Genomic DNA, 22,226 nt, shown 5'->3' with positions numbered 1-22,226 from the left:
CTATCTCGCAATTTTGTTGGTTTCTGAAGTAAATTTCTTCCATATCTTTTCAGTATTGTTTCTCTATAATAACGACAATACTTCTAAGATAATTAAGTCAATCGACCTATAGCCTATTAATTCGTTAAAACAATATTATTCTTTTCAATTATCTTCCTGAGATTTAATAGTGCATAACGCATTCTTCCTAGCGCCGTATTGATACTTACACCTGTATTTTCCGAAATTTCCTTGAAACTCATATCCTTATATATGCGCATGATCAAAACTTCACGTTGATCTTCGGGTAATTCTTGAATAAGAACGACCAGATCAGATTCTATCTGATCTTTGATAATCTGTCGTTCGGCATTAAGTTTTTCGTCACTGATCAGAGAAAATATATCAAAGCTGTCGCTACCCTCGTACATAGGCATCCTGCTACTCTTTCTAAAATAATCAATAATAAGGTTGTGAGCGATACGCATTATCCATGGTAAGAACTTACCTTCTTCGTTATAGGCTCCCTTTCTGAGCGTCTTTATGACCTTAATAAAGGTGTCTTGAAAAATATCTTCAGTAATATCTCGATTATTGACCTTGGAATAAATAAAGCTGCTTAATCGCTGATTATGCTTTTCGATTAAGGCCTCTAGCGCTTTTTCATCGCCAGCACAATATCTTTTTATAAGAAGGGAATCTTGCAGTTGTACTTCCATAACAATTACTTTTTTAATTAAAACCAATGGCCTTATCCTATGAAAAGGGCTCAGTAGTGAATGTCTTAGTTTTTAAAAAAGTAATTTTCTTGCTATAGGCGTATTAACGTTTTGTTAGGTTCAAATATAGAAAAAATAAAATGACCTGAAAAAAAATCTGTTTCGATGGAGAGATTTTTAATATCGGTCAGACGATTGTAGTAATTGAAAAGGGCTTATTGTATCTTTGCACCCTAATCTTAGGTATGTTCAAAATAGAAGAAGTCGACCCCAAAAAAAATATCATTATCAAAGGGGCAAAACTACACAATCTTAAAGACATAAACGTCGTAATACCCAGAAATAAGCTCGTTGTTATTACAGGGCTATCCGGTTCGGGAAAGTCAAGTTTAGCCTTTGATACGTTATATGCGGAGGGCCAACGACGTTATGTTGAGAGTCTTTCTTCTTATGCACGACAATTCTTGGGTAAACTTGACAAGCCAAAGGTCGACTATATAAAAGGTATTGCACCAGCCATCGCCATTGAACAAAAGGTGAACTCAAGTAACCCTAGATCTACAGTAGGTACGACCACTGAAATTTATGATTACCTAAAGTTACTGTATGCACGAATCGGGAAAACCATATCACCAATTTCAGGTGACGAAGTCAAGAAGAATACGGTTAGTGATGTCATTGGACAGGTAAAAAAATATAAGGAGGGTACAAAATTGTTACTTCTGGCCCCTTTCAAAATCGATGAAAACCGCGAAACGGGTAAGGCCCTTCAACTCTTGTCCAAACAAGGTTATGCCCGAATCAAATACCATGATGAAGTCTTACGGATCGATTCTGTACCTAAAGATATCGGACGTGAGTTCCACTTGGTCGTCGATCGTGTGATCGTTAAAAACGATGAAGATTTTTATAATCGATTGGCAAACGCCATCGACACGGCTTTTTTCGAAGGAAAAGGAGAATGTATTATTGAAGAGCTTGATACCGCAGTAAAACACACTTTTAGTAATAAGTTCGAGCTTGACGGCATGTCATTTTTAGAACCTAATGTACATTTGTTCAGTTTTAATAATCCGTACGGTGCTTGTCCGAAATGTGAAGGATATGGCGATGTCATTGGGATAGACGAGGATTTGGTTGTGCCGAACACGGCACTTTCCGTATATGAAAATGCCGTCTTCCCCTGGCGGGGTGAGAGCATGGGTTGGTATCGGGATCAACTGGTCAATTCGGCTTACAAATTTGATTTTCCGATACATAAACCTTGGTTTCAACTCTCTAATGACCAAAAACAGTTGGTATGGGATGGAAATGAACATTTTACTGGCCTGAACGACTTCTTTTCCATGTTGGAGGACAAAAGCTATAAAATTCAAAATCGGGTAATGTTATCACGGTATCGTGGAAAAACCAGGTGTAACCTCTGTAAAGGAAAAAGGCTTCGAAAAGAAACCGATTACGTCAAAATCGGTGGAAGCAATATTTCAGATTTGGTAGAGCTTCCTATTGAAAAGCTCAGGGCCTTTTTCATCGAACTTTCGCTTAACAAGTATGATGGGCAAATAGCATCGCGTCTATTAAAGGAAATAAACACCCGCTTGGACTTTATAAGCAAAGTTGGTTTAAATTATCTTACCCTCAACAGAAAATCAAATACCCTATCCGGAGGCGAAAGCCAACGAATCAATCTGGCAACTTCGCTAGGTAGTAGCTTGGTAGGAAGTATGTATATCTTAGATGAACCAAGTATAGGTTTACATCCAAAAGATACAGAAAACCTTATTGAAGTCTTGAAATCATTGCGTGATTTGGGAAATACTGTAATTGTAGTAGAGCACGATGAAGATATTATGAAGGCGGCCGACGAGGTTATTGATATTGGACCTGAAGCCGGTACGCATGGTGGTGAGGTTGTAGCTTACGGCCCTCTCAACGAAATACTGAAATCAAATTCGCTGACTGCAGCTTATCTCAACGGTTCAAGAGAAATAGAAGTTCCCAAGCAGCGACGTACATCAAAGAACTTCGTTAAACTAATAGGGGCGCGGGAGAATAATCTGAAGAACATTGATGTAACCTTTCCCTTAAACATGCTTACGGTAATTACCGGTGTTTCAGGAAGCGGCAAGAGTACGTTGGTCAAAAAACTACTTTATCCCATTATTTTGAAAGAGGTTGGAGGTTACGGCGAAAAAGCTGGGCAATTTTCGGGGGTCGAAGGCAGCTATAAAAGTCTAAAACATGTAGAATTTGTTGATCAAAACCCAATAGGGCGGTCATCACGTTCCAACCCTGTGACCTATATAAAGGCCTATGACGATATACGCAACCTTTTTGCGTCACAAAAACTAAGTAAAATCAGAGGGTATCAGGCGAAACATTTTTCTTTTAATGTTGACGGCGGACGTTGTGAAAAATGTAAAGGTGAAGGAGAAATTACGGTGGAAATGCAATTTATGGCCGATGTTCATTTAGAGTGTGAGACCTGCGGTGGCAAACGATTTAAGAAAGAAGTGCTTGAGGTTAAATTCAATGATGTAAATATAGATGATATTCTATGTATGACCATCGACGATGCCATTGCTTTCTTCGAGAACTATCAACAGACAAAAATTGTGAACAAGTTGAAGCCATTACAAGACGTCGGCTTAGGCTATGTAACTCTCGGGCAATCTTCCTCTACCCTATCGGGTGGAGAGGCGCAGCGTATAAAACTGGCCTCTTTTCTTGTGAAAGGAACTACAAAAGATAAGGCTCTTTTTATTTTCGATGAGCCCACTACAGGACTCCACTTTCATGACATAAAAAAACTTTTAAAATCGTTCGATGCCTTAATTGCCCGTGGTCATTCGGTCATCGTAATCGAACACAATATAGAGCTGATCAAATGTGCAGACCATATTATTGATCTAGGTCCGGAAGGAGGAGAAAACGGGGGTAACTTAGTAGCAACGGGAACCCCGGAAGAGCTCGTAAAAAGCGATTCGTCGTTTACCGCGAATTACTTGAAAGAAAAATTATAGTCCTTCAAAAGGCCAGGTCTATACCATGAGCCCTGAATTTTTCTGTCAAATAGGCCGTAATCTTTCGAGCTGGTAAGTATTTCACCTCACTTTATATGTTCGATTCTTTCCTGTATTTAAGTTGTTTACATAGCGACATAAGTATTGAAAGTGGTTCTTTACAATTATTTTAAAAATCATAATTAACTCATAATCAATATTTTATAAATTTTGGCATGCTGTTTGGTATATACAAATCGAATGCAAATAGTTGCATTGAGAATTAAAAACCTTATATCATGAAAAACTTAGTACTCTTTTTATCGGCCCTAGTACTTGGTACAGCGAGTACCTTGGCCAACGGTACGGAAAATAAGGTTGCAGAACGCAATGCTTATAGGTACAACGACTCTTTCATCTTTGTGGAAAATGGCATTACGTTTTCGGTATATCCCGATGGTGAATTCGATTTTTATATTGATGACCGAGTGGTAGGACGAAGAAATGGAATAACATTTAATTCAGGTTTCGATTATAACCCATACGTACAGTACGATGATTACGGAGCCGTTATCCAAATAGAGAATATTCCGATCTACTATGATTATTATGGTAGGGTTACCCAAATAGGCAATGTCGATTTAAGCTATAACAGCGGAAGGGTAAGAAGAATAGGTGGAATGCAGGTGTATTATAATACCCGTGGATTTTATGATTATCATACCGGCTATATCAATATGTATAATAGACATTATATATTTAGACCATTTCATAGGTTTTTCATTAGGCCAGCTATAGGTTTTAGCCTAGTGTTCAACAGGCCTTATAGAAGGTATTATAGACCCATACGTTACACCTATTATAGACCCTATCTACATAATCACCGACGGGCCTATGCAAAAATAGGCAAGACACATAGGTATAATCAGGTACGTCGAGAGCGTTCTCAAGTATATAGAAACGACAAGCGTGTTGCACTGAGAGAGAATGCATCAAGAAGCAATAGAAATGTAGCACAACGAAATAACGGTATCTCTAGATCAAATGGGACCATCAATAAAAGGGACAACCGGAGCTTGAACCGACAAGGGAATGCAGTTCGATCTAATGGGGTTAATAGAAATGCTACAACAAGATCGACGGTCAACAGGTCGAATCCCGGTAAGGGCAATACCTATCGAAGAGGCAATACCAAGTCTTCGAACACGGTCGTCAAAAGGTCAACAACCGTTAGAAACCCAAAACGGAATACGGTAACCAAGCGAACGGTAAGGCAAACCCCAAGGAGCAAAACGGTAACTCGCAGTACAAAGACCTATAAGGCACCCCAAAGGCCAAATAAGGTGGCTACAAGAAGTACTTCTACGGCGAGAAGAACAATGAAGCAGGCACCTACAAGAAGTAGAAGTTCTGTTTCTACCCGAAGTTCTTCAGCAAGAAGAAATGTCGCCAAAGTGCCATCGAGAAGTAGCAATAATAGGGCCAGAACGTCATCAACGCGAAGTTCTAGGTCATACTAATAAAGATAGTTTTTAGGTTGGTTAGTTGTTTACCCCCGCAGCCGATAAATCCGCTGCGGGGGTTTTTTGTTCCCTATGTACCAAATCTGATTATTGAGCTTTTCGAAGGGTAACCCGTATCGACTTGCTAATTGGCGTTTTGCTCTTGTCGGCATAATGATTGTATGGGACCAAAACATTGGTTTCCGGAAAATAAGCGGCTAAATTGCCCGTGGGTATATTGTAAGGAACTATCAAAAAATTACGTGCCGTTCTAAGCGTGTTATCATAACAGCTATCTATATCGACCTTTTCTAACTTTGTATACCCTTGATCAGCCATGTCTTTAGGGTTTATAAAAAGTACACGTCGCTCATTATATACTCCACGATAACGATCATCTAGTCCATAAATGGTAGTATTGAATTGGTCGTGAGAGCGAATGGTCATTAGCAGAAATTCATTTTTCTTTAAAGGATGCTCAGGTAAGGGATTGAGAGTAAGGCGTGCCTTACCATTCGGAAGCATACTGAAATCGAGAACTCGTGCATTGTTGGGCAGATAATACCCTATTCCCTTTGAGCGCTTCGAGGTGTTCTCAAAACCTTTTATAACCGTATCGATACTCTGTCGGATAAGGTCGTAGTCTATCGACATGGCTTTCCAATTGACCGAATGCTGCCCTTGGAAAAAAGTATCCGCCAATTGGGCAATAAGTTCGGGTTCACTTTTAATTGCTTCTGAGACAGGTTGTAAAAGACCACGAGATTGGCGTACCCTTCCCATACTATCTTCCATGGTGAGATATCGCAAATTACCATTTTTCATATCCTTTTCAGAACGCCCGAAAGTGGGAAGAATAAGGGCAGTTTGTCCAGTTATCAAATGTGAACGGTTGAGTTTTGTACTGATCTGTACCGTGAGTTCACAGCGCTGTAAGGCTTTTGCGGTATATTCTGTATCGGAGGCGGCCATCAGAAAATTTCCTCCTAAACATATAAACACCCGACTTTTTCCATCATACATCGCTTTGATTGCCCCTACCGTGTCAACTCCAGGTTCTTTAGGTGGTTCAAAACCTAAATGTTCCCGTATCCGTTGGTTCAAATCTTGGTCCACATAATGCATGATTCCAACACTTCGATCTCCCTGTACATTGCTGTGTCCCCTAACCGGACAGGTGCCGCAATTTGGTTTGCCAATGGCGCCCTTCAATAATAATAAATTCACATATTCGCGTATGTTCGCTACGCCATTTTTATGTTGCGTCAAACCCATTGCCCAACAAACCACAATTTTGGTGCGAGAGGCTAACAACGATACCGCCTCCTCGATTTTGTTTTTATCAACGCCACATTGATCTAACAGCTCATTTTCGTCATACCGGTCAAGGTCGGACAAAAGTTCTTCATAGCCTTCTACATAATTATTCATAAACTCATGGTCGAATATGTCTCCCTGGATAGCGTCAATGGCCGCAAGCCTTTTCAGTAATAATTTGACCAATGGAATATCTTGATTGATCTTCACTGGAAGATGCAAATCGGCCATACCTTCCCCAAATCCAAGCAGCCCCTTAATCTTTTGGGGATTCTTAAAATTGACCATTCCGGATTCTTCAAGTGGATTGATACTGATCACCTTTCCCCCATTTTCCTTACACTTTTCCAGGGCACTCAACATTCTGGGATGGTTTGTACCTGGATTCTGCCCAGCTACGATTACGATTTCAGCCTCATATAAATCTTCTAGCTTCACGGAACCCTTTCCAATACCCAAAGTTTCGGAAAGTGCTACCCCGCTCGATTCATGACACATGTTTGAACAATCGGGCATATTATTGGTTCCGAACGCCCTCGCAAACATTCCATAGAGATAGGCGGCCTCATTACTTGACCGTCCAGAAGTATAAAATATCGCTTCATCGGGCGCATTCAGTGCCTTTAGCTGTTGACTGATCAGTTCATATGCTTCCTCCCATGAAATAGGTTCGTAATGGACCTTACCTGCACGTAGCACCAAAGGCTCGGTCAATCTACCAAAATTGTTGAGCTGATAATCTGACAATCTTGAAAGTTCTTCTACGGAGTAGTTTTTAAAAAACTTGCGGTCTATAAATTGAGTGGTTGCCTCATCAGCTAGAGCTTTAGCCCCATTTTCACAGTATTCGGCAATGACAGATGGATTTTCTGGATTCGGCCACGCACAACTGGGGCAATCAAAGCCGTCTTCTTGGTTCATTTCCAACAATGCACGCATCGATCGTACTACCCCCATTTCCTTGAAGCTGTGTCGTAAAGCCTCTTTCACACCTAGCTTTCCGGCCGCATGCCTAACCGGATCTTTTAATCTAATATCTAAAAGTTCCTGTGTTCCATGTATAGAGACCTCTCTTTGAAAATCCTTTTTCATTCTGCAAATTTTGGATTCGGATAATTGTCGGTTTGATCTTCTTTGCGAGGTTCCAGACACGTAAAGTCCTTTTCCAAAAGCAGAGAAAGTTCTTTCCCATCCGATAAGACCACGATATTCTCAAAACCCACCACCTCATTGACTTCCCAGCTTTCGACCATTTCTTTTGGCAAGATGAAACTAATGGTGTTGTCTTCAAATATGGCCTCAAAGCACGATGCATTTCGCTCTTGTCTTATTGCATATTTGAATACCCCGGTATTGAAGAAAGTCTTTTCTTCAAGGTATCCGTTCTTGCAAAAATCGGCCACCTCTGATTTTGTGATGCGAATTCGAATAGCATTGCCCTTAATTCTAATTTTCATGTTGTACTCTTAATTTTCACCAAGTGATTTTTTGGCCCCAAGACTCTCCGCCTTTTCTGAATTAATGTAAAGATCGACATAAAAACAATGAGGTATATTTTTCCTTCCATCTTGATTTCCCAACGAGCGGCTCTCCTCAAGGATATACGCACCCTGGGAATTTTGCGCTTTAAAATAAACCCCTGGGCCCGGAATGACCCTGAACGGCGTCTCGACATTGATTAATGGAGATAGAAAAGTTCTCTTAAAATCCTTGCCATTGTAGTCGATTCTAAAAGCTCCGGTTTCATCCGTTAGGGCCTCGCCAAGAAAATCATCTTTAATCCAATCTGCATCAAAGGCCAACACCTTTACTCCTTTCAGTGGTAATTTTCTATCATCTTTAGACTTCAAATATCCGCATATCATCCAAGCATCAAAAGATATCCGCAATTGAGACCAAAAATCAAAGGGCAAACGATAATTCCAAATATAATAGGAACCTTCTTCTTTCTTTCTCCATATCGGTGTCATCTTTTGGACAACAAATTGAACTGATTTTTGAGGCGTATTTTTTTGACCAGGAATATTACTTATACAAAGATCTATTGCCAAGGCTCCCCCCTGATAGGTATAATGAAGTTCAATCCTATATTTTCCCTGTGTATCGGTAGTTCCGTTACCGACCAAAAATTCTTCTTTTCTCAAGATTGCCTTCTTCTCGAGCGGCTCTTGACATCTATCAAGGTTCAATAAATGTAATCGCTCGTCTACTGATTCACCTAAATCGTAGATTTTTAGTTCGGCCTTACCAATCGGTTCGGAAAAGTCTCTACATAGGGCGGCACTAAAATGGCCTTCGACAATATACTTCATCGTCTCTTTTATCTGACTAAAAATATATAAAATAACTTTCGTTATCTATTAAGAAAAGTATGATTTTTAAAGTTTAAGCTTCTTAAAAAATTTATTCAAAACATCGTATATATCATCAGATATTTTATAACGATAGACAATCCATACATATATCAAGACCATAATGAAACCTTTCAAAACAATGTTCAAAAACGGATGGGACGAAAATTGTATAATATAAAACACGTAACCCACGCCCATCAAAAGTGCCATTATTTTAGCGGTATCCCAAGTAAAAGGAAGAATGCCGAATCTCCATTTAACAAAAATAAGTTTGGTACAATTATACAGAAAAAAAGCCGAGAAACTGGCTATCGCTGCCCCATTTAAACCGAAAGTCGGTATCAACCACAAGTTGAACAATACGGTAAAAAGTGCCAGAAAAACACCCATCACCAAAACAGAACGATAATAATCTGAATTATAAAGAATCGCATTATTATTCCCCATGACTGCGTCAAACAATTTGGCCAGCCCAAGCCAAATGAATATAAAATAGCCTTTGCCATAAGGTTCGGGCAATAATCGATAAAGGTCATCGAGATTTGACAATATAAGAATGAACAATAACCCGGCAACGACGAATAGGGTCACAGAGGTTCTTTGATATAATCTTTTCAGGCCCTTTTGGTCATTCTCATTTAACATTTTAGCCGTTAAAGGATAGGTTATTTGGTGCATCGACCTTGATGGTACGGCAATGACCATAGCGATAAAGCCCGCTACACTAAAATAGGCTACGTTCTCGATTTGAATAAATTGATTGATCATGACCTTATCTACCTCCAGTAGAACAATAGCCGTAGAACCCCCTAAAATTATTAGGGTACTATACAGGATAATCTCCCGACTATTGCCCGGGAAACTAAAATTAAGTCGTGGCGCACGTAAACGATACGCATATAATTTCATTATCAGGGTACGAAAAAGGTAGATGGCCACCAAAACCCATATAAATTCTTCAACGGTGATATGGTCAAAATAGAGTAGCAACAAGAGCATAGTTTGACCCACCCTTGTAAAAATTTCTTTCATGAAATTTCCGAAAACGGACTTTAATTGCACGCGGGCCCAACCATAGAAAACCTCAAAATAGGCCATGGCTATTCCTATGAGGTAAATGTGCCAGACATAATCCTGCACTATTGGGTTTTCTCTTGCCAAAAAGGCGCCGATAGTACTATTTAACAACAGCGTGATTATTCCTATGGGAAGCATGGCAATCAAAGGCAAGAGCAGCATTAACGTCAAAAAACCATCAATGGTTCTCTTATCCGTAAAGCTGCTATAGTACTTTACCAAACTATTTGGAACCCCGAAAGCGAGAATTGGCATTAACACATAAGAGGTCGAGAGAACCACCTGAATCAATCCAAAATACTTCGGATCCATAAAATTAAGATATAGGACCAACGTATTCAATGCTCCTAGGCCGAACCCCAGATAAGTGATTATGGCATTGTTAAGCGATTGTTTAAATACAATACCCATTAAAGTAGTTTGACAAGTTCTTCGGTAAGGGACTTTCGACTATACATCGTTATGTTTTCCGAATTGGCAGTCAATTTTCCCTTCTTAAAGGCCCCGTACCATTGAAGTATAGTATCCTTTAAATCACCATGGGATTCATAATTAAATACCTTACCAGAATTGGTGTTGAGAACCATCTCACCTGCTTCCCAGTTCTTAGGTCCTAAGGCCAAGATAGGTCTTTTGGCGGCCATATACTCGAAAAGCTTCCCGGGAATTATCCCTTCGGTCTCTCTTGAATTTATCTCGACAAGCAACAAAAGCTGAGATTGCCGTTGTTTTCTGACTGCCTCTGCGTGCGAGCCATAACCTTTCATTTTGATATAGGGCCCCAGTTCATAGCGATAAAGAGTATCCATCACATCTTGACTGACCACTCCCATAAACTCAAGTTGTAAATCAGCTCGAAAAACCGAGTTTTCGGTAGTTAACTCTGATAAAACCTTCCATAGGTTTTTGGGGTTTCTTCCAGCAAGCATGGATCCGATATGAGAAATCGTAAAACTTTTGTCGAGATCGATTGACCCTTCATAACGACTATCGAATCCATTAGTAATGACCTTAATAGGACGTTTCGTCAAATTTTCAAACTCATGCCTTGTTGTAGCACTGGTCGTAATAATGGAATCAGCATTACTTAAAACTTCGTGCTCCAGCTTTTTATGTTTCCTTTGTGATGAATTCGTGAGTTTAAGTTTTTTGTGATACCCTATTGAGGTCCATGGGTCCCTAAAATCGGCGATCCAACGAAGTTTGGGAAGCTGCTTTTTCAAAGCGAGTCCTATCAAATGCACACTATGGGGAGGACCAGTAGTTATGATCGTATCTGCTTTTTCTTTCTCAAGAACGTCTAGTAAAAACCGAACCGATGGTTTGATCCAAAATTTTCGGGCATCTGGTATGAAAAAATTTCCTCTTACCCATAGCATTGACCTTTCTAGTAGGGATTGGTCTTTTTCTTGGATGATACCTGAACTGATACGCTTCGTCTTTTTGGCGGATAGGAATTTGGCCAGTGAATAGGGTTCAAAAATGGGGTGTTGATAGGTTGTAATTTCTTTAGGAATTTCCTTGATCAGAGATGGATCTTCAATAGGGTAATGCGGATTTTCAGGAATATATAGTACTGGCTCTACATTAAAATCTGGCAGGTACTTGACGAACTTTAACCAGCGCTGCACCCCAGGCCCTCCGGCAGGCGGCCAATAATAGGTTATGATGAGCACTTTTTTCATCGTTTCACATGAAGCGTTGGGACATATAGTCGCCCTTTAAGATATTTACTCGTTTTCTTTACCTTCTTTTCGCATTCGATATAGCGAAAAACCCACACCTCCTAGCACGATCAGCCCCAATAGAATGGAACTGGCAAAGGTTATTCTACTGCCTGTCTTTACGACTTCGGGTTCGAACTTGAATTCGACAATATGGCTTCCTTCTGGAATTTCAAGTGCTCTTAACGCATAATTCACCTTAAAATGGCTGTGTTTTTGACCATCAATATAGGCATTCCAACCGTAGGGATAATACATTTCTGAAAATACTGCCACCCCGAGATGGTCGTTCGTTGAAGAATAAGTCAAATGGTTGGGCGCATAATCCGTAAGGACTATGGATGCCGTTGAATCTACTTGAAAATCTCTCTGATCAAAATCGTCGAATTTTTCCGAATTAAGCACCGCTTCGTTCTTGGTGTCTAAATTTTCCAAAGCCTGAATCTCCGCATCCGAGTCTTTTACCTCTATAATCTTTCTTACGAACCAAGCATTGCCGTTCGCATCTGAATTGACCAGCGGATAGCTTGCACCCTCTTCATCCTGTTGAATTACATATTTTACGTTCAACATATTCAAAATACCCATATGCCCTTTGGCGATATGATAATCGAACAAATCTTGCATTGCAGAAGGCTTTGCGGCGTGGTAGCCCGAAATGGCCTGATGAAAGTACGACGTGTGGGCTCCTTCAAAACCACGGGTCTGATCGAAAACCCTATAAACCGATGTATCTTTTAAAATAGCCCTATTGGCCGCAGTTTCCTGAAAAGGTTCGGCCATTCGCCTCTTTGCAACGAAATCATCTTTATTAACATATCTTCGGTCGACACCTACTAAATCAAACACTATTAGCACTCCTAAAATAAACACAAGGAGATTTGGTCTGAGCTTTTCTTTTAAAAAAAACCATAGTGCTAGGCCTGCCAAGAGTACGTAGAGCAATGAACGTATTAAATCGGCAGTATACTGAGCCTTTCTGTCCAATTTGATCAACGATACGATTTCATCACCATAGTACCGGTCAAGCATGGCGTCATGATATCCTGAAAAATCAAAAAGACCTTTAGCCAAGAACAAGATTAGCCCCAACCCCATAATCCAGTAAAAGGAAAGTTTGAGTCCCTTGATTTTTTTTGATTTGGCTATCGATTTATCAAAAAGAACGGCTAAGGCCAATATGGCCAAAGTAGGAGCGCACAACTCAAGAACCACCTGAATGGACGATACGGCCCGAAACTTATCGTATAACGGAAAATAGTCTATCATCAAATCGGTCAAAATCGAAAAATTCTTTCCCCAAGATAGAAGTAAGGACATTATAAATCCTCCAGAAAGCCACCATTTTAGCTTTCCCTTGACCAAAAACAGACCCAATATGAAGAGAAAAAAAACGACGGCACCAATATATGCAGGTCCTGATGTAGTAGGCTGGTCTCCCCAATAAAGAGCCATATTACTGGAAAAATCGAGTGCCTGGTTTCTAGAAATACCTTGGTCTATTAAAAAATCATAGGTTTTAGAGTTGTTACTCAAATTTTCTTGGGACGAACCGCCGAATAAACGAGGTACAAAAAGGTTAAGCGACTCAACTACCCCGTAACTCCAACGAGTGATATATTCCTTGTCAAGCCCCCCTAAATTTTCCTTTGGATTACCTTCAGGATCTAAAGTCAAAGTCGAAGGTCCTCTTGTACTCCAGTCGGCATATTGTTTAGTCGCCAAAAGGCTAGTAGCATTGGCCGCTATTCCCAACACGACGGCCGCAACAAGTATACCTATGGAAATAAAAAAGTGTTTAAGTTTTCTCTTTAGGATAGCATCGACCAAGTAAGCCACCCCCAGCACAAGTATTAAAAGCATGAAATAATACGTCATCTGATAATGGTTGGCCCCGATTTCGAGGGCCATGGCAAGTGCGGTCACTACAAAGCCCCATAAATATTTACCCCGAAAAACTAAAACAATACCACCGAGTAATATCGGAACGTAACCCAGTGCATGGGCCTTCGCATTATGTCCAACCCCCAAAATAACGATTAAATAGGTAGAAAACCCAAAGGCCAACGCCCCCAATACAGCCAATCTAAAATCAACTTTCAAACAACTAAGTAGGATATAAAAGCCTATAAAGTAAAGAAAAAGATAATCGGCAGGTCTCGGTAAAAAACGAATAATCCTATCTAATTTCTTCACGTAATCGTGTGGGTAGTATGCGCCTAACTGATAGGTCGGCATCCCTCCAAAAGCGCTATTGGTCCAATAGGGTTCGTCACCTGTGCGCTTTCTGAAGTCATTTTGTTCCTTTGCCATACCCGTATATTGGATAATATCGGATTGTTCGATGACCTTCCCTTGAAGAACCGGGTAAAAATAGGTCAATGAAGCAAGAACAAAGAAAACGGTCACAAAAAAATGGACGAAGAAAGCCTTGAGTCCTTTACGCATAACAGGGTTTATCGGTTGATTTGGCTAAAATAATCAATCAATTTCCTCGAAGTCAATATAATCCCCAACTTTTTCGGAGGTAGAATTTTTTTTGGGTGGTTTCTTATTGATAATTACATCGTCTATACGCTCTTGGCTATTATTTTGATGTTGTTGCGAGAACTCCCCAAATTTCTCCCGGAAATGCTCTTGCGTTTTTCTAGCGGCATAACCGAAAATTTTAGGGGCGAACATTCGGGCCAAGATTTTCAACAGATAATAGACCAGTAATATGATTAAGATTGTCTTGAAAAAGGCCATACTTTTTTTGAAATATTTATATCAAAAATACGATTCTAACGTTGTATTGATAAGGTTGAAATGCTAAAATAATGATAAATCGGTCAATATCAGTATCTATCGAAGAAGGTTTGGTGCTTTATTCATAACGCTTAAACACTTAAAATATCTGAAATTTTCTATAGGGGATACTTTTATACCACTACGCAAACACATGAGAAATACACTGCTACTGCCTCTATTTTTTATATCCTTGGCAATACATTCACAATATACCGATGTCATCAATTCAAACCGCCCAGGTCTCTCTGTGAGCGCTTATGCGGTTGGAAAAAATGTGTTACAGCTAGAGGCCGGAGTTTTTTACGAACAAAGTGATCATGCGATCCGAAACACACAAAGTACCATATGGGGTACAGATCTTTCGCTACGTTATGGACTTTTATTCGAAACATTGGAACTAAATTATGAGGGTACGTTTCAGAACCAGAATATTACGTATACGGATTTTGGGTCTTCCGAAAATCTAACCGATTTTTCACGAAATAGATTGGGATTGAAATTTTTGATTTACGATCGCTACAAATCTGAAGAGCGCAATAAACCAAACCTTTATAGCTGGAGGGCAAATAATGTTTTTCAGCTCAAAAATCTAATTCCGTCGGTTTCCATTTACGGCGGGGCCACCTTCAATCTAGGTGAGAATCCGTTTTACGTAGGCGACCCTACCGTCTCTTATCGAGGTATGGTAGCTACCCAGAGTAAATTGACCCCACGTTTCGTGTTGATAACCAACATTGCCTATGACCGTATTTCAACTGATTTCCCCGAATTAAGCTATTTGGTCTCGCTCTCCCATGCTTTTAGAAATCCGAAGTGGAGCGCCTTCATCGAAAATCAGGGCATTAATAGTGATCGCTATTCAGACATTCTGCTGCGGGGAGGAGTAGCTCATTTGTTGACGGATGATTTGCAGGTTGACTTCAATTTAGGAGCTAGTTTTAAGAATACGCCTACCAGAATCTTCATAACAGCAGGAGCTTCTTACCGTTTTGATTTTCATCAAGATACCCTCAAGGCGATAGATGACCAAAGCGCCAATGGAAACGGAGGGGCAATTCGAAAAAACACCATGAAGAAAAAAAAGAAAAAGCGAAAAAGAAGAGGTAAAGGGGCAGAAGATATTGATTTAGGTACTTCAAAAAAACAAAAGAAAAACTCCCAAAGCGGAACCATTGATTTTTAATGGTCCCTTGTTCTTTTTCCACTTTAAAAAGGGATGTATAATTTTAATGTAATCCTATTTATCCCTAATATTGACCTTGCAAATACAATAGTATGGTCACGATTAAAGAAGTAGGTTCTAAATCACAACTCAGAGAGTTCGTGAAGTTTCCCTTTGAACTTTACAAAAAATCTGCAAATTGGGTACCCCCAATCATGGCGGACGAAATGGCTTCTTTTGATAAAGAAAACAACCCAGCTTTTAAAACTGCGCGTGCATGGTTATTTCTAGCCTATAGTAATGGTAAAATTGTAGGCCGGGTCGTGGCTATTATTAATACGCTTGAGCTCGAACGACAGAACATTAAAAAGATGCGGTTTGGATGGTGCGATTTTATTGACGACCCGGAAGTTTCCAAATCGTTAATGAAAAAGGTCATTGAAATGGCCCAAACCCATAAAATGGACCATATTGAAGGCCCTATGGGATTCTCGAACTTGGACAAAGTAGGCGTGTTAACGGAAGGATTCGATAGTCTTGGAACTATGGTTACATGGTACAATCACCCTTATTATGCGGCCCATTTCGAAGCCCTAGGCTTTAGAAAAGAAAAGGAGTATTTCGAAAATACCATGCCCACATCGGATGCCGATCCGTCTTTTTTCTTAAGAATCAATAAATTGGTCAAGAAAAGGTTTTCGCTTAAAGAAGTAAATGTTTCGTCTAAAGTGGAACTACTGGAATACGTCGATCCAATGTTCGATCTTCTAGACCTTACCTATGCCAAACTAGCATCGTATGCTCCGATATCACCAGCGCAACGCGACTACATTAAAAAAAGATTCATCAATTTCGTCGACCCAGAGTTCATTAAATTCGTTGTGGATGAAAATGACAGACTTATCGCCTTTGCTGTAGTCTTACCGTCTTTTGCCAGGGCCTTGCAGAAAGCAAAGGGGAAATTATTTCCTTTTGGCTGGTACCATTTGTGGCGGGCAAAAAATCGAAAAAAAGTCGATCGTGCCATTTTTTATTTAATTGGAGTACATCCTGATTATCAAAACAAAGGAGTTACCGCCATCATTTTCAATCAATACTATGAGACCTTTACCAAACGCGGCGTAAAAACAGGCATACGTACCCCTGAGCTCAGTGATAACCTAGCAGCCCGACAGATTTGGAAGCATGTTCAGCCCACGGTACACAAAAAGCGCTGTACTTTTAGAATGGATCTACAATAAGATATGAATCGCTTAGTCAAGCGACGAATGGCAAATGCCGTCTTTTAATCAACGTCTAACGGTAAAAAAAAGAATTCGATAACATATTCATGAACCGCATTTCCGGGGAAACCAGAAAAAACAAAAAATCTGATGATAATAAGTCACCTTGATTGAAAAAGGGCTAATAAATTCCAAAGAAAATTAAGATAAGTCTTTGCTACTTTTAAACGAACCGGATTCGAAACCTATAACTACTGGTTTGACTTGGTTAATGGTTTGGTAGCTATTGACCAAATACTATTCTCCCATTGCAGCAGCAACCGCTGCCGACAATTTTTTGTAGGTACCATTTTCCAATCGGTCACGAATAGCAGAAAACGCATCAAGGGTCTCTTCTATATCTTTCATGGTATGGGTCGCCGTAGGAATCATACGTAACAATATCAACCCTTTAGGAATCACGGGATAAACAACTATAGAACAGAATATACCGTAATTTTCACGTAAATCCTTCACTAAAGCCATGGCTTCGGGTATACTACCATTAAGATACACAGGAGTTACACAGCTATTGGTTCCACCAATATCAAAACCTCTATTTTTTAGTCCATTTTGAAGGGCATTTACATTTTCCCAAAGTTTGGCCTTGAGCTCGGGCATATTTCGGAGCATATCGAGTCTTTTCAATGCACCTTTAACATAAACCATCGGAAGCGACTTGGCGAACATTTGTGAACGAAGATTATACTTTAAATAATCTATTATTTCTTGGTCGGCCGCAACGAAAGCTCCTATACTGGCCATCGATTTGGCAAAAGTGGCTAGATACACGTCGATATCGTCTTGCACTCCCTGTTCTTCACCAGTTCCTGCCCCAGTTTTACCCAAAGTACCAAAACCGTGGGCGTCATCGACCAAAAGACGGAAATTATACTTGCTTTTCAACGCAACGATTTCCTTCAGTTTACCTTGCTCTCCGCGCATACCAAAAACGCCTTCGGAAATCACCAAAATACCACCTCCGGTTTGATCTGCCAATTTTGTGGCGCGCTCAAGGTTTTTTTCAAGACTAGCAACATCGTTATGCTGAAAGGTAAATCGTTTGCCCATATGCAATCGCACACCATCGATAATACATGCATGCGCATCTACATCGTAGACAATTATATCATCTTTGGTCACCAAAGCGTCGATGACCGACATGAAACCTTGATATCCAAAATTTAGAAGATAGGAAGCTTGTTTTTTTACAAATCTCGCAAGCTCTTTTTCCAGCTGTTCATGGAAATCGGTATGGCCACTCATCATTCGGGCACCCATAGGGTAGGCTGCTCCATATTCAGCGGCGGCATCACCGTCAATTTTTTTCACCTCGGGCAAATTGGCCAATCCTAGGTAATCGTTAATACTCCAAGTAATAACTTCTTTTCCCTGAAACTTCATTCGATTTGATATGGAGCCTTCCAATTTCGGGAAAACAAAATATCCTTCAGCTTGTGATGCCCATTTTCCTAGAGGGCCTTTATTTTCTAAAATTCTATCAAATAAATCTCGCATTCGGTTTGCTTAGTTTTGGCTGTAAAAGTAAGGTTTTCAAGATAACATTCATAAAAAAAATCCAGTAAAACAGAAAAAGCAACGATTCTACATACCGCTGCTTTTTAACGAAATACCGCTTTAAAATTATTCCTTGACAATCTGTATCCTATGGGTTTCCTCAACGACTTGTGTGTCGAAAAACCCCTGATTTTCCATCCATTCATCGCTATATACTTTACTCATATATCTCGAGCCGTGATCTGGGAAAATCGCCACAATATTATCCTCCTTTTTAAACCTATTTTCTTCGTTCAGCTGTTTAATGGCCTGCATAACAGCACCACTCGTATAGCCTGCGAAAATCCCTTCGGTTTTGGCAATTTCACGTGCCGTATGTGCGCTATCGGAATCGGTTACTTTGATAAACTCATCGATTACCTCAAAATCGGTTGCGGCAGGAATCAGATTTTTACCAAGCCCCTCGATACGATAGGGATAAATTTCCTTGGCATCGAATTCTCCAGTTTCATGATATTTTTTTAGAACCGATCCATAAGCATCTACACCGATAATCTTTATGTTCGGATTCTGCTCCTTTAAGAACCTAGCCGTGCCCGAGATAGTACCTCCTGTGCCGCTACATGCTACCAAATGCGTTATCTGACCATTGGTCTGTTTCCAGATTTCAGGCCCCGTACTTGCATAATGGGCATCCATATTGAGCTCATTGAAATACTGGTTTATATAAATAGAACCTTTCGTTTCTTGGTGCAATCTTTTGGCTACTTCGTAATACGATCTTGGATCATCGGCACTCACATGGGCAGGACATACATATACCTTGGCCCCCATAGCCCTCAACATATCTATTTTATCACTTGAGGATTTTGAACTAACCGCCAAGATACAATCATAACCTTTGATTATGCTTACCATGGCTATACTAAAGCCGGTATTTCCGGAAGTAGTTTCGATAATGGTACTGCCTTTCTTTAAAATGCCTTTTCTTTCGGCCTCTTCTATGATATGTATCGCGATGCGGTCTTTTGAGGAGTGACCTGGATTAAATGATTCAACTTTGGCAAAAAAATTACCTTTAAAGTTCTTGGTAATTTTGTTTATTTTAACGAGTGGAGTATTACCTATTAGTTCTAGGATGCTGTTAAAAGCTGAAATTTTTCGTTCCATAAAGGCTATCTAGTTTGGGAAGCGTACCGAAGTAATTCTCTATTTCGACACTATTCCTAGTACAAAATTACTATTTTTTTTCTATATGTCTATTTTTCCTTCCAAATCAAGTAAAAAGGCATACTCCTTAGCCACCTCTTTGAGGGCTTCAAAACGGCCCGAAGCACCCCCATGCCCAGCATCCATATTAATATCGAACAATAAAGGATTAGTATCTGTTTTTAACTCCCTGAGTTTTGCTACCCACTTCGCAGGCTCAAAATATTGTACCTGAGAATCATGTAGCCCGGTAGTTACCAATACATTGGGGTAATCCTGGGCAATAACCTGATCGTAAGGAGAGTAGGATTTTATATATTCATAATCTTTCTGGTGATGCGGATTGCCCCATTCATCATATTCACCCGTAGTCAATGGAATGGTATCGTCAAGCATAGTGGTTACCACATCAACAAATGGCACTGCGGCTACAACGCCCCTGTATAATTGTGGTGCTGCATTCATAACAGCTCCCATCAAAAGCCCTCCGGCCGAACCACCCATGGCATATAAATGGTTCGGAGCTGTATACCCTTTTTGAATCAGAAATTTAGAGCAATCTATAAAATCGGTGAAGGTATTTTTCTTATGAAATAATTTACCAGATTCATACCAAGGTCTTCCTAGATATTGCCCGCCTCGAACATGGGCGATGGCATAGACAAAACCGCGATCAAGAAGGCTTAGGCGCACTGTAGAAAAATAGGGGTCTACGGTATACCCATAAGCACCATATGCATATTGCAAGAGCGGTGTATTCGCATTAAGGGCAGTAGACTTATGATATACAACCGACAATGGCACTTGAACCCCATCACTGGCAGTGGCCCATAGTCGCTCTTCTATATAATTTGTCTTATCGAACTTACCTCCCAAGACTTCCTGCTCTTTCTTCACCTCCTTTTCCCGCGTGCGCATGTTGAAATCAATTACTGAACTCGGGGTGGTCATCGAGTTATAGGTATACCTTAAAATTTCAGTGTCAAAATCAGGATTCCGTCCAACTTCGGCGGTATAGGTTTCACTTATAAAAGGTAAATAGTAACTTTCTTTTTCGTCCCAACGTTCTATTTTTATTCTATTTAGACCATTTTCCCGTTCTGATAGCACATAGTATTCCTTAAAAATGTCAATGTCTTCAAGCAACACATTTGCCCTGTGCGGGATGAACTCTTGCCAATTTTCCGCTCCTGTTTTTTCCAATTCTACCCGCATCAATTTAAAGTTTGTGGCACCGTCTTTATTGGTAAGCACATAGAAATGATTCCCATAATGGGAGATACCATATTCTACACCTCTTTGACGTTCAGCAAAAATTTTAAATTCATTATCTGGCCGGTCGGCCTCAACGATACGATACTCCGAGGTTAGCGTACTATGGGAACCTATAATGATATATTTTCTCGATTTGGTCTTATACACGAAAGTGCTAAAGGTGTCGTCTGTTTCATTAAAAACCAGTTGGTCTTCGTTTGAATCGGTACGGAGTTTATGCTTGAAAATTCTATCCGACCTCAGGGTTACCTCATCCTTATTTGTATAAAAAAGCGTTCGATTATCATCGGCCCAAACCGCGCCACCTGTAGTGTTTTCAATCTTATCTGCATAAATTTCACCGGTAATCAAATTTTTAATTCGAAGGGTATATTGGCGTCTTGAAACGGTATCGACACCAAAGGCTGCCAGCCTGTTATCGGGGCTGATCGCTATTCCGCCGATATTAAAATAGTCATGCCCTTTGGCCATTTCATTGCCATCAAAGATAATTTCTTCCTCGGCATTAAGTGATTCTCGTTTTCTGGTGTAAATAGGGTATTCTTTCCCCGTTTCATACTTCGTAATGTACCAGTATCCATTCTTCTTATAGGGCACCGAAGCATCATCTTCTTTAATTCGTCCCTTCATCTCTTCGAAAAGAACCCTTTGAAAATTTTGGGAATGTTTTGTTAATTCTTGATAATAGGCATTCTCAGCTTTGAGATGGGCTATTACCTCAGGGTTTTCCCTGTCGTTCATCCAGTAATAATTATCAATTCTTAGGTCACCATGTTGCTCTAACCGTTTGGGTATTTTCTTTGCGACAGGAGGTGTTATCTCGCTCATAGTATGTATTGGCATTGGTACAAAAGTGCAAAAGTAAGATATAGAAAATTCATGGCTCTATTTGTTATGTCAAGAGTGACTCCATTATCTTCTTATCTTGTCTCGCAAAATAGTACTTTTGTATTTTAATCTTAAAAGAATATTATGTTCGGAGATATGATGGGTATGATGGGGAAACTTAAGGAAACCCAAGAAAAAGTGGAGGCCACAAAAAAAAGGTTGGACACTGTCACTATTGAAGAGAGAGCTACGGAAGACCTTGTAAAGGTAACGATTACCGCCAACCGAAAAGTGCAGGAAATCAAGATAGACGATCGACTTCTTGAAGATAAAGAAGAATTGGAAGATTATCTGGTCATCACCATAAACAAGGCTATTGAAAGGGCTACTCAAGTCAATGAAACCGAATTGGCTGCCGTTGCCAAAGAAGGTATGCCCAATATTCCTGGCCTAGATTCGTTATTTGGAAAGTAGGCGCTCAATTTGGCACATAGCCATTCGCTTTGGG

General features: G+C 40.0%; 16 protein-coding genes. 5 read left to right on the top strand and 11 right to left on the bottom strand.

What is annotated here, in order from left to right; all coding sequences use genetic code 11:
- Positions 1-116: 116 nt before the first annotated feature.
- A complete protein-coding gene (locus F2B13_RS02160) occupies positions 117-698 on the bottom strand; it encodes an RNA polymerase sigma factor (protein ID WP_149275597.1) in 582 nt (193 codons plus the stop codon).
- 245 nt (positions 699-943) lie between these two features.
- Here F2B13_RS02160 and uvrA point away from each other — a divergent pair, with 245 nt between their 5' ends.
- Together uvrA and F2B13_RS02150 are read left to right on the top strand one after the other, a co-directional pair.
- Positions 944-3,721 (top strand): excinuclease ABC subunit UvrA, encoded by a 2,778-nt coding sequence (gene uvrA / locus F2B13_RS02155; protein ID WP_149302949.1) that lies wholly within the window; start codon positions 944-946, stop codon positions 3,719-3,721.
- Positions 3,722-3,999: 278 nt separating this feature from the next.
- Positions 4,000-5,220, top strand: a complete 1,221-nt coding sequence (locus F2B13_RS02150; RefSeq protein WP_149302947.1) for a hypothetical protein — start codon at positions 4,000-4,002, stop codon at positions 5,218-5,220.
- A gap of 90 nt (positions 5,221-5,310) precedes the next feature.
- On the opposite strand, the gene F2B13_RS02145 is transcribed toward F2B13_RS02150, so the two are convergent.
- From F2B13_RS02145 to F2B13_RS02115, 7 genes are all read right to left on the bottom strand, one after another.
- Positions 5,311-7,611 (bottom strand): FdhF/YdeP family oxidoreductase, encoded by a 2,301-nt coding sequence (locus F2B13_RS02145; protein WP_149275594.1) that lies wholly within the window; start codon positions 7,609-7,611, stop codon positions 5,311-5,313.
- Positions 7,608-7,976, bottom strand: a complete 369-nt coding sequence (locus tag F2B13_RS02140; protein ID WP_149275593.1) for a DUF7009 family protein — start codon at positions 7,974-7,976, stop codon at positions 7,608-7,610. Before F2B13_RS02140 ends, F2B13_RS02145 begins: the two co-directional genes overlap by 4 nt.
- 9 nt (positions 7,977-7,985) lie before the next feature.
- A complete protein-coding gene (locus F2B13_RS02135) occupies positions 7,986-8,831 on the bottom strand; it encodes a transthyretin-like family protein (RefSeq protein ID WP_149275592.1) in 846 nt (281 codons plus the stop codon).
- A 66-nt stretch (positions 8,832-8,897) separates the two neighbouring features.
- The gene (locus F2B13_RS02130) at positions 8,898-10,361 is read right to left on the bottom strand and encodes a lipopolysaccharide biosynthesis protein (RefSeq protein WP_149275591.1); all 1,464 of its coding nucleotides are present in this window, start codon (positions 10,359-10,361) and stop codon (positions 8,898-8,900) included.
- Positions 10,361-11,635 (bottom strand): glycosyltransferase, encoded by a 1,275-nt coding sequence (locus tag F2B13_RS02125; RefSeq protein ID WP_149302945.1) that lies wholly within the window; start codon positions 11,633-11,635, stop codon positions 10,361-10,363. The genes F2B13_RS02130 and F2B13_RS02125 overlap by 1 nt, the downstream gene beginning before the upstream one ends.
- A gap of 45 nt (positions 11,636-11,680) precedes the next feature.
- Positions 11,681-14,122, bottom strand: a complete 2,442-nt coding sequence (locus F2B13_RS02120; protein WP_149275589.1) for a YfhO family protein — start codon at positions 14,120-14,122, stop codon at positions 11,681-11,683.
- Between the two features lie 33 nt (positions 14,123-14,155).
- A complete protein-coding gene (locus F2B13_RS02115; RefSeq protein WP_149275588.1) occupies positions 14,156-14,422 on the bottom strand; it encodes a DUF4834 family protein in 267 nt (88 codons plus the stop codon).
- Positions 14,423-14,615: 193 nt separating this feature from the next.
- On the opposite strand from F2B13_RS02115, the gene F2B13_RS02110 reads away from it, so the two are divergent.
- Positions 14,616-15,647, top strand: a complete 1,032-nt coding sequence (locus F2B13_RS02110) for a transporter (RefSeq protein WP_149302943.1) — start codon at positions 14,616-14,618, stop codon at positions 15,645-15,647.
- Between the two features lie 92 nt (positions 15,648-15,739).
- Positions 15,740-16,867 (top strand): GNAT family N-acetyltransferase, encoded by a 1,128-nt coding sequence (locus tag F2B13_RS02105; RefSeq protein ID WP_149302941.1) that lies wholly within the window; start codon positions 15,740-15,742, stop codon positions 16,865-16,867.
- Between the two features lie 279 nt (positions 16,868-17,146).
- On the opposite strand, the gene F2B13_RS02100 is transcribed toward F2B13_RS02105, so the two are convergent.
- The 3 genes from F2B13_RS02100 to F2B13_RS02090 form a co-directional block, all read right to left on the bottom strand.
- Entirely contained in the window at positions 17,147-18,406 is a 1,260-nt protein-coding gene (locus tag F2B13_RS02100) for an aminotransferase class I/II-fold pyridoxal phosphate-dependent enzyme (RefSeq protein ID WP_149275585.1), read from the bottom strand.
- A gap of 126 nt (positions 18,407-18,532) precedes the next feature.
- Positions 18,533-19,576, bottom strand: a complete 1,044-nt coding sequence (locus F2B13_RS02095; protein ID WP_149302939.1) for a PLP-dependent cysteine synthase family protein — start codon at positions 19,574-19,576, stop codon at positions 18,533-18,535.
- A gap of 81 nt (positions 19,577-19,657) precedes the next feature.
- The gene (locus F2B13_RS02090; protein WP_232622977.1) at positions 19,658-21,718 is read right to left on the bottom strand and encodes a S9 family peptidase; all 2,061 of its coding nucleotides are present in this window, start codon (positions 21,716-21,718) and stop codon (positions 19,658-19,660) included.
- 144 nt (positions 21,719-21,862) lie between these two features.
- Here F2B13_RS02090 and F2B13_RS02085 point away from each other — a divergent pair, with 144 nt between their 5' ends.
- A complete protein-coding gene (locus F2B13_RS02085) occupies positions 21,863-22,192 on the top strand; it encodes a YbaB/EbfC family nucleoid-associated protein (protein ID WP_149275582.1) in 330 nt (109 codons plus the stop codon).
- Positions 22,193-22,226 lie beyond the last annotated feature (34 nt).

This window comes from Pareuzebyella sediminis (assembly GCF_008367235.1).
GTDB classification, from domain to species: domain Bacteria; phylum Bacteroidota; class Bacteroidia; order Flavobacteriales; family Flavobacteriaceae; genus Pareuzebyella; species Pareuzebyella sediminis.
The sequence above is the reverse complement of the archived record's forward strand: the minus strand, read 5'-3'. Positions and strand labels throughout refer to the sequence as shown.

Coding starts and splice junctions, on each gene's coding strand:
- F2B13_RS02145 (WP_149275594.1), bottom strand. CDS start 7,611: ATGAAAAAGGATTTTCAAAGAGAGGTCTCTATACATGGAACACAGGAA.
- F2B13_RS02150 (WP_149302947.1), top strand. CDS start 4,000: ATGAAAAACTTAGTACTCTTTTTATCGGCCCTAGTACTTGGTACAGCG.
- F2B13_RS02130 (WP_149275591.1), bottom strand. CDS start 10,361: ATGGGTATTGTATTTAAACAATCGCTTAACAATGCCATAATCACTTAT.
- F2B13_RS02095 (WP_149302939.1), bottom strand. CDS start 19,576: ATGGAACGAAAAATTTCAGCTTTTAACAGCATCCTAGAACTAATAGGT.
- F2B13_RS02135 (WP_149275592.1), bottom strand. CDS start 8,831: ATGAAGTATATTGTCGAAGGCCATTTTAGTGCCGCCCTATGTAGAGAC.
- F2B13_RS02160 (WP_149275597.1), bottom strand. CDS start 698: ATGGAAGTACAACTGCAAGATTCCCTTCTTATAAAAAGATATTGTGCT.
- F2B13_RS02120 (WP_149275589.1), bottom strand. CDS start 14,122: ATGCGTAAAGGACTCAAGGCTTTCTTCGTCCATTTTTTTGTGACCGTT.
- F2B13_RS02115 (WP_149275588.1), bottom strand. CDS start 14,422: ATGGCCTTTTTCAAGACAATCTTAATCATATTACTGGTCTATTATCTG.
- F2B13_RS02085 (WP_149275582.1), top strand. CDS start 21,863: ATGTTCGGAGATATGATGGGTATGATGGGGAAACTTAAGGAAACCCAA.
- F2B13_RS02100 (WP_149275585.1), bottom strand. CDS start 18,406: ATGCGAGATTTATTTGATAGAATTTTAGAAAATAAAGGCCCTCTAGGA.
- F2B13_RS02125 (WP_149302945.1), bottom strand. CDS start 11,635: ATGAAAAAAGTGCTCATCATAACCTATTATTGGCCGCCTGCCGGAGGG.
- uvrA (WP_149302949.1), top strand. CDS start 944: ATGTTCAAAATAGAAGAAGTCGACCCCAAAAAAAATATCATTATCAAA.
- F2B13_RS02105 (WP_149302941.1), top strand. CDS start 15,740: ATGGTCACGATTAAAGAAGTAGGTTCTAAATCACAACTCAGAGAGTTC.
- F2B13_RS02110 (WP_149302943.1), top strand. CDS start 14,616: ATGAGAAATACACTGCTACTGCCTCTATTTTTTATATCCTTGGCAATA.
- F2B13_RS02090 (WP_232622977.1), bottom strand. CDS start 21,718: ATGAGCGAGATAACACCTCCTGTCGCAAAGAAAATACCCAAACGGTTA.
- F2B13_RS02140 (WP_149275593.1), bottom strand. CDS start 7,976: ATGAAAATTAGAATTAAGGGCAATGCTATTCGAATTCGCATCACAAAA.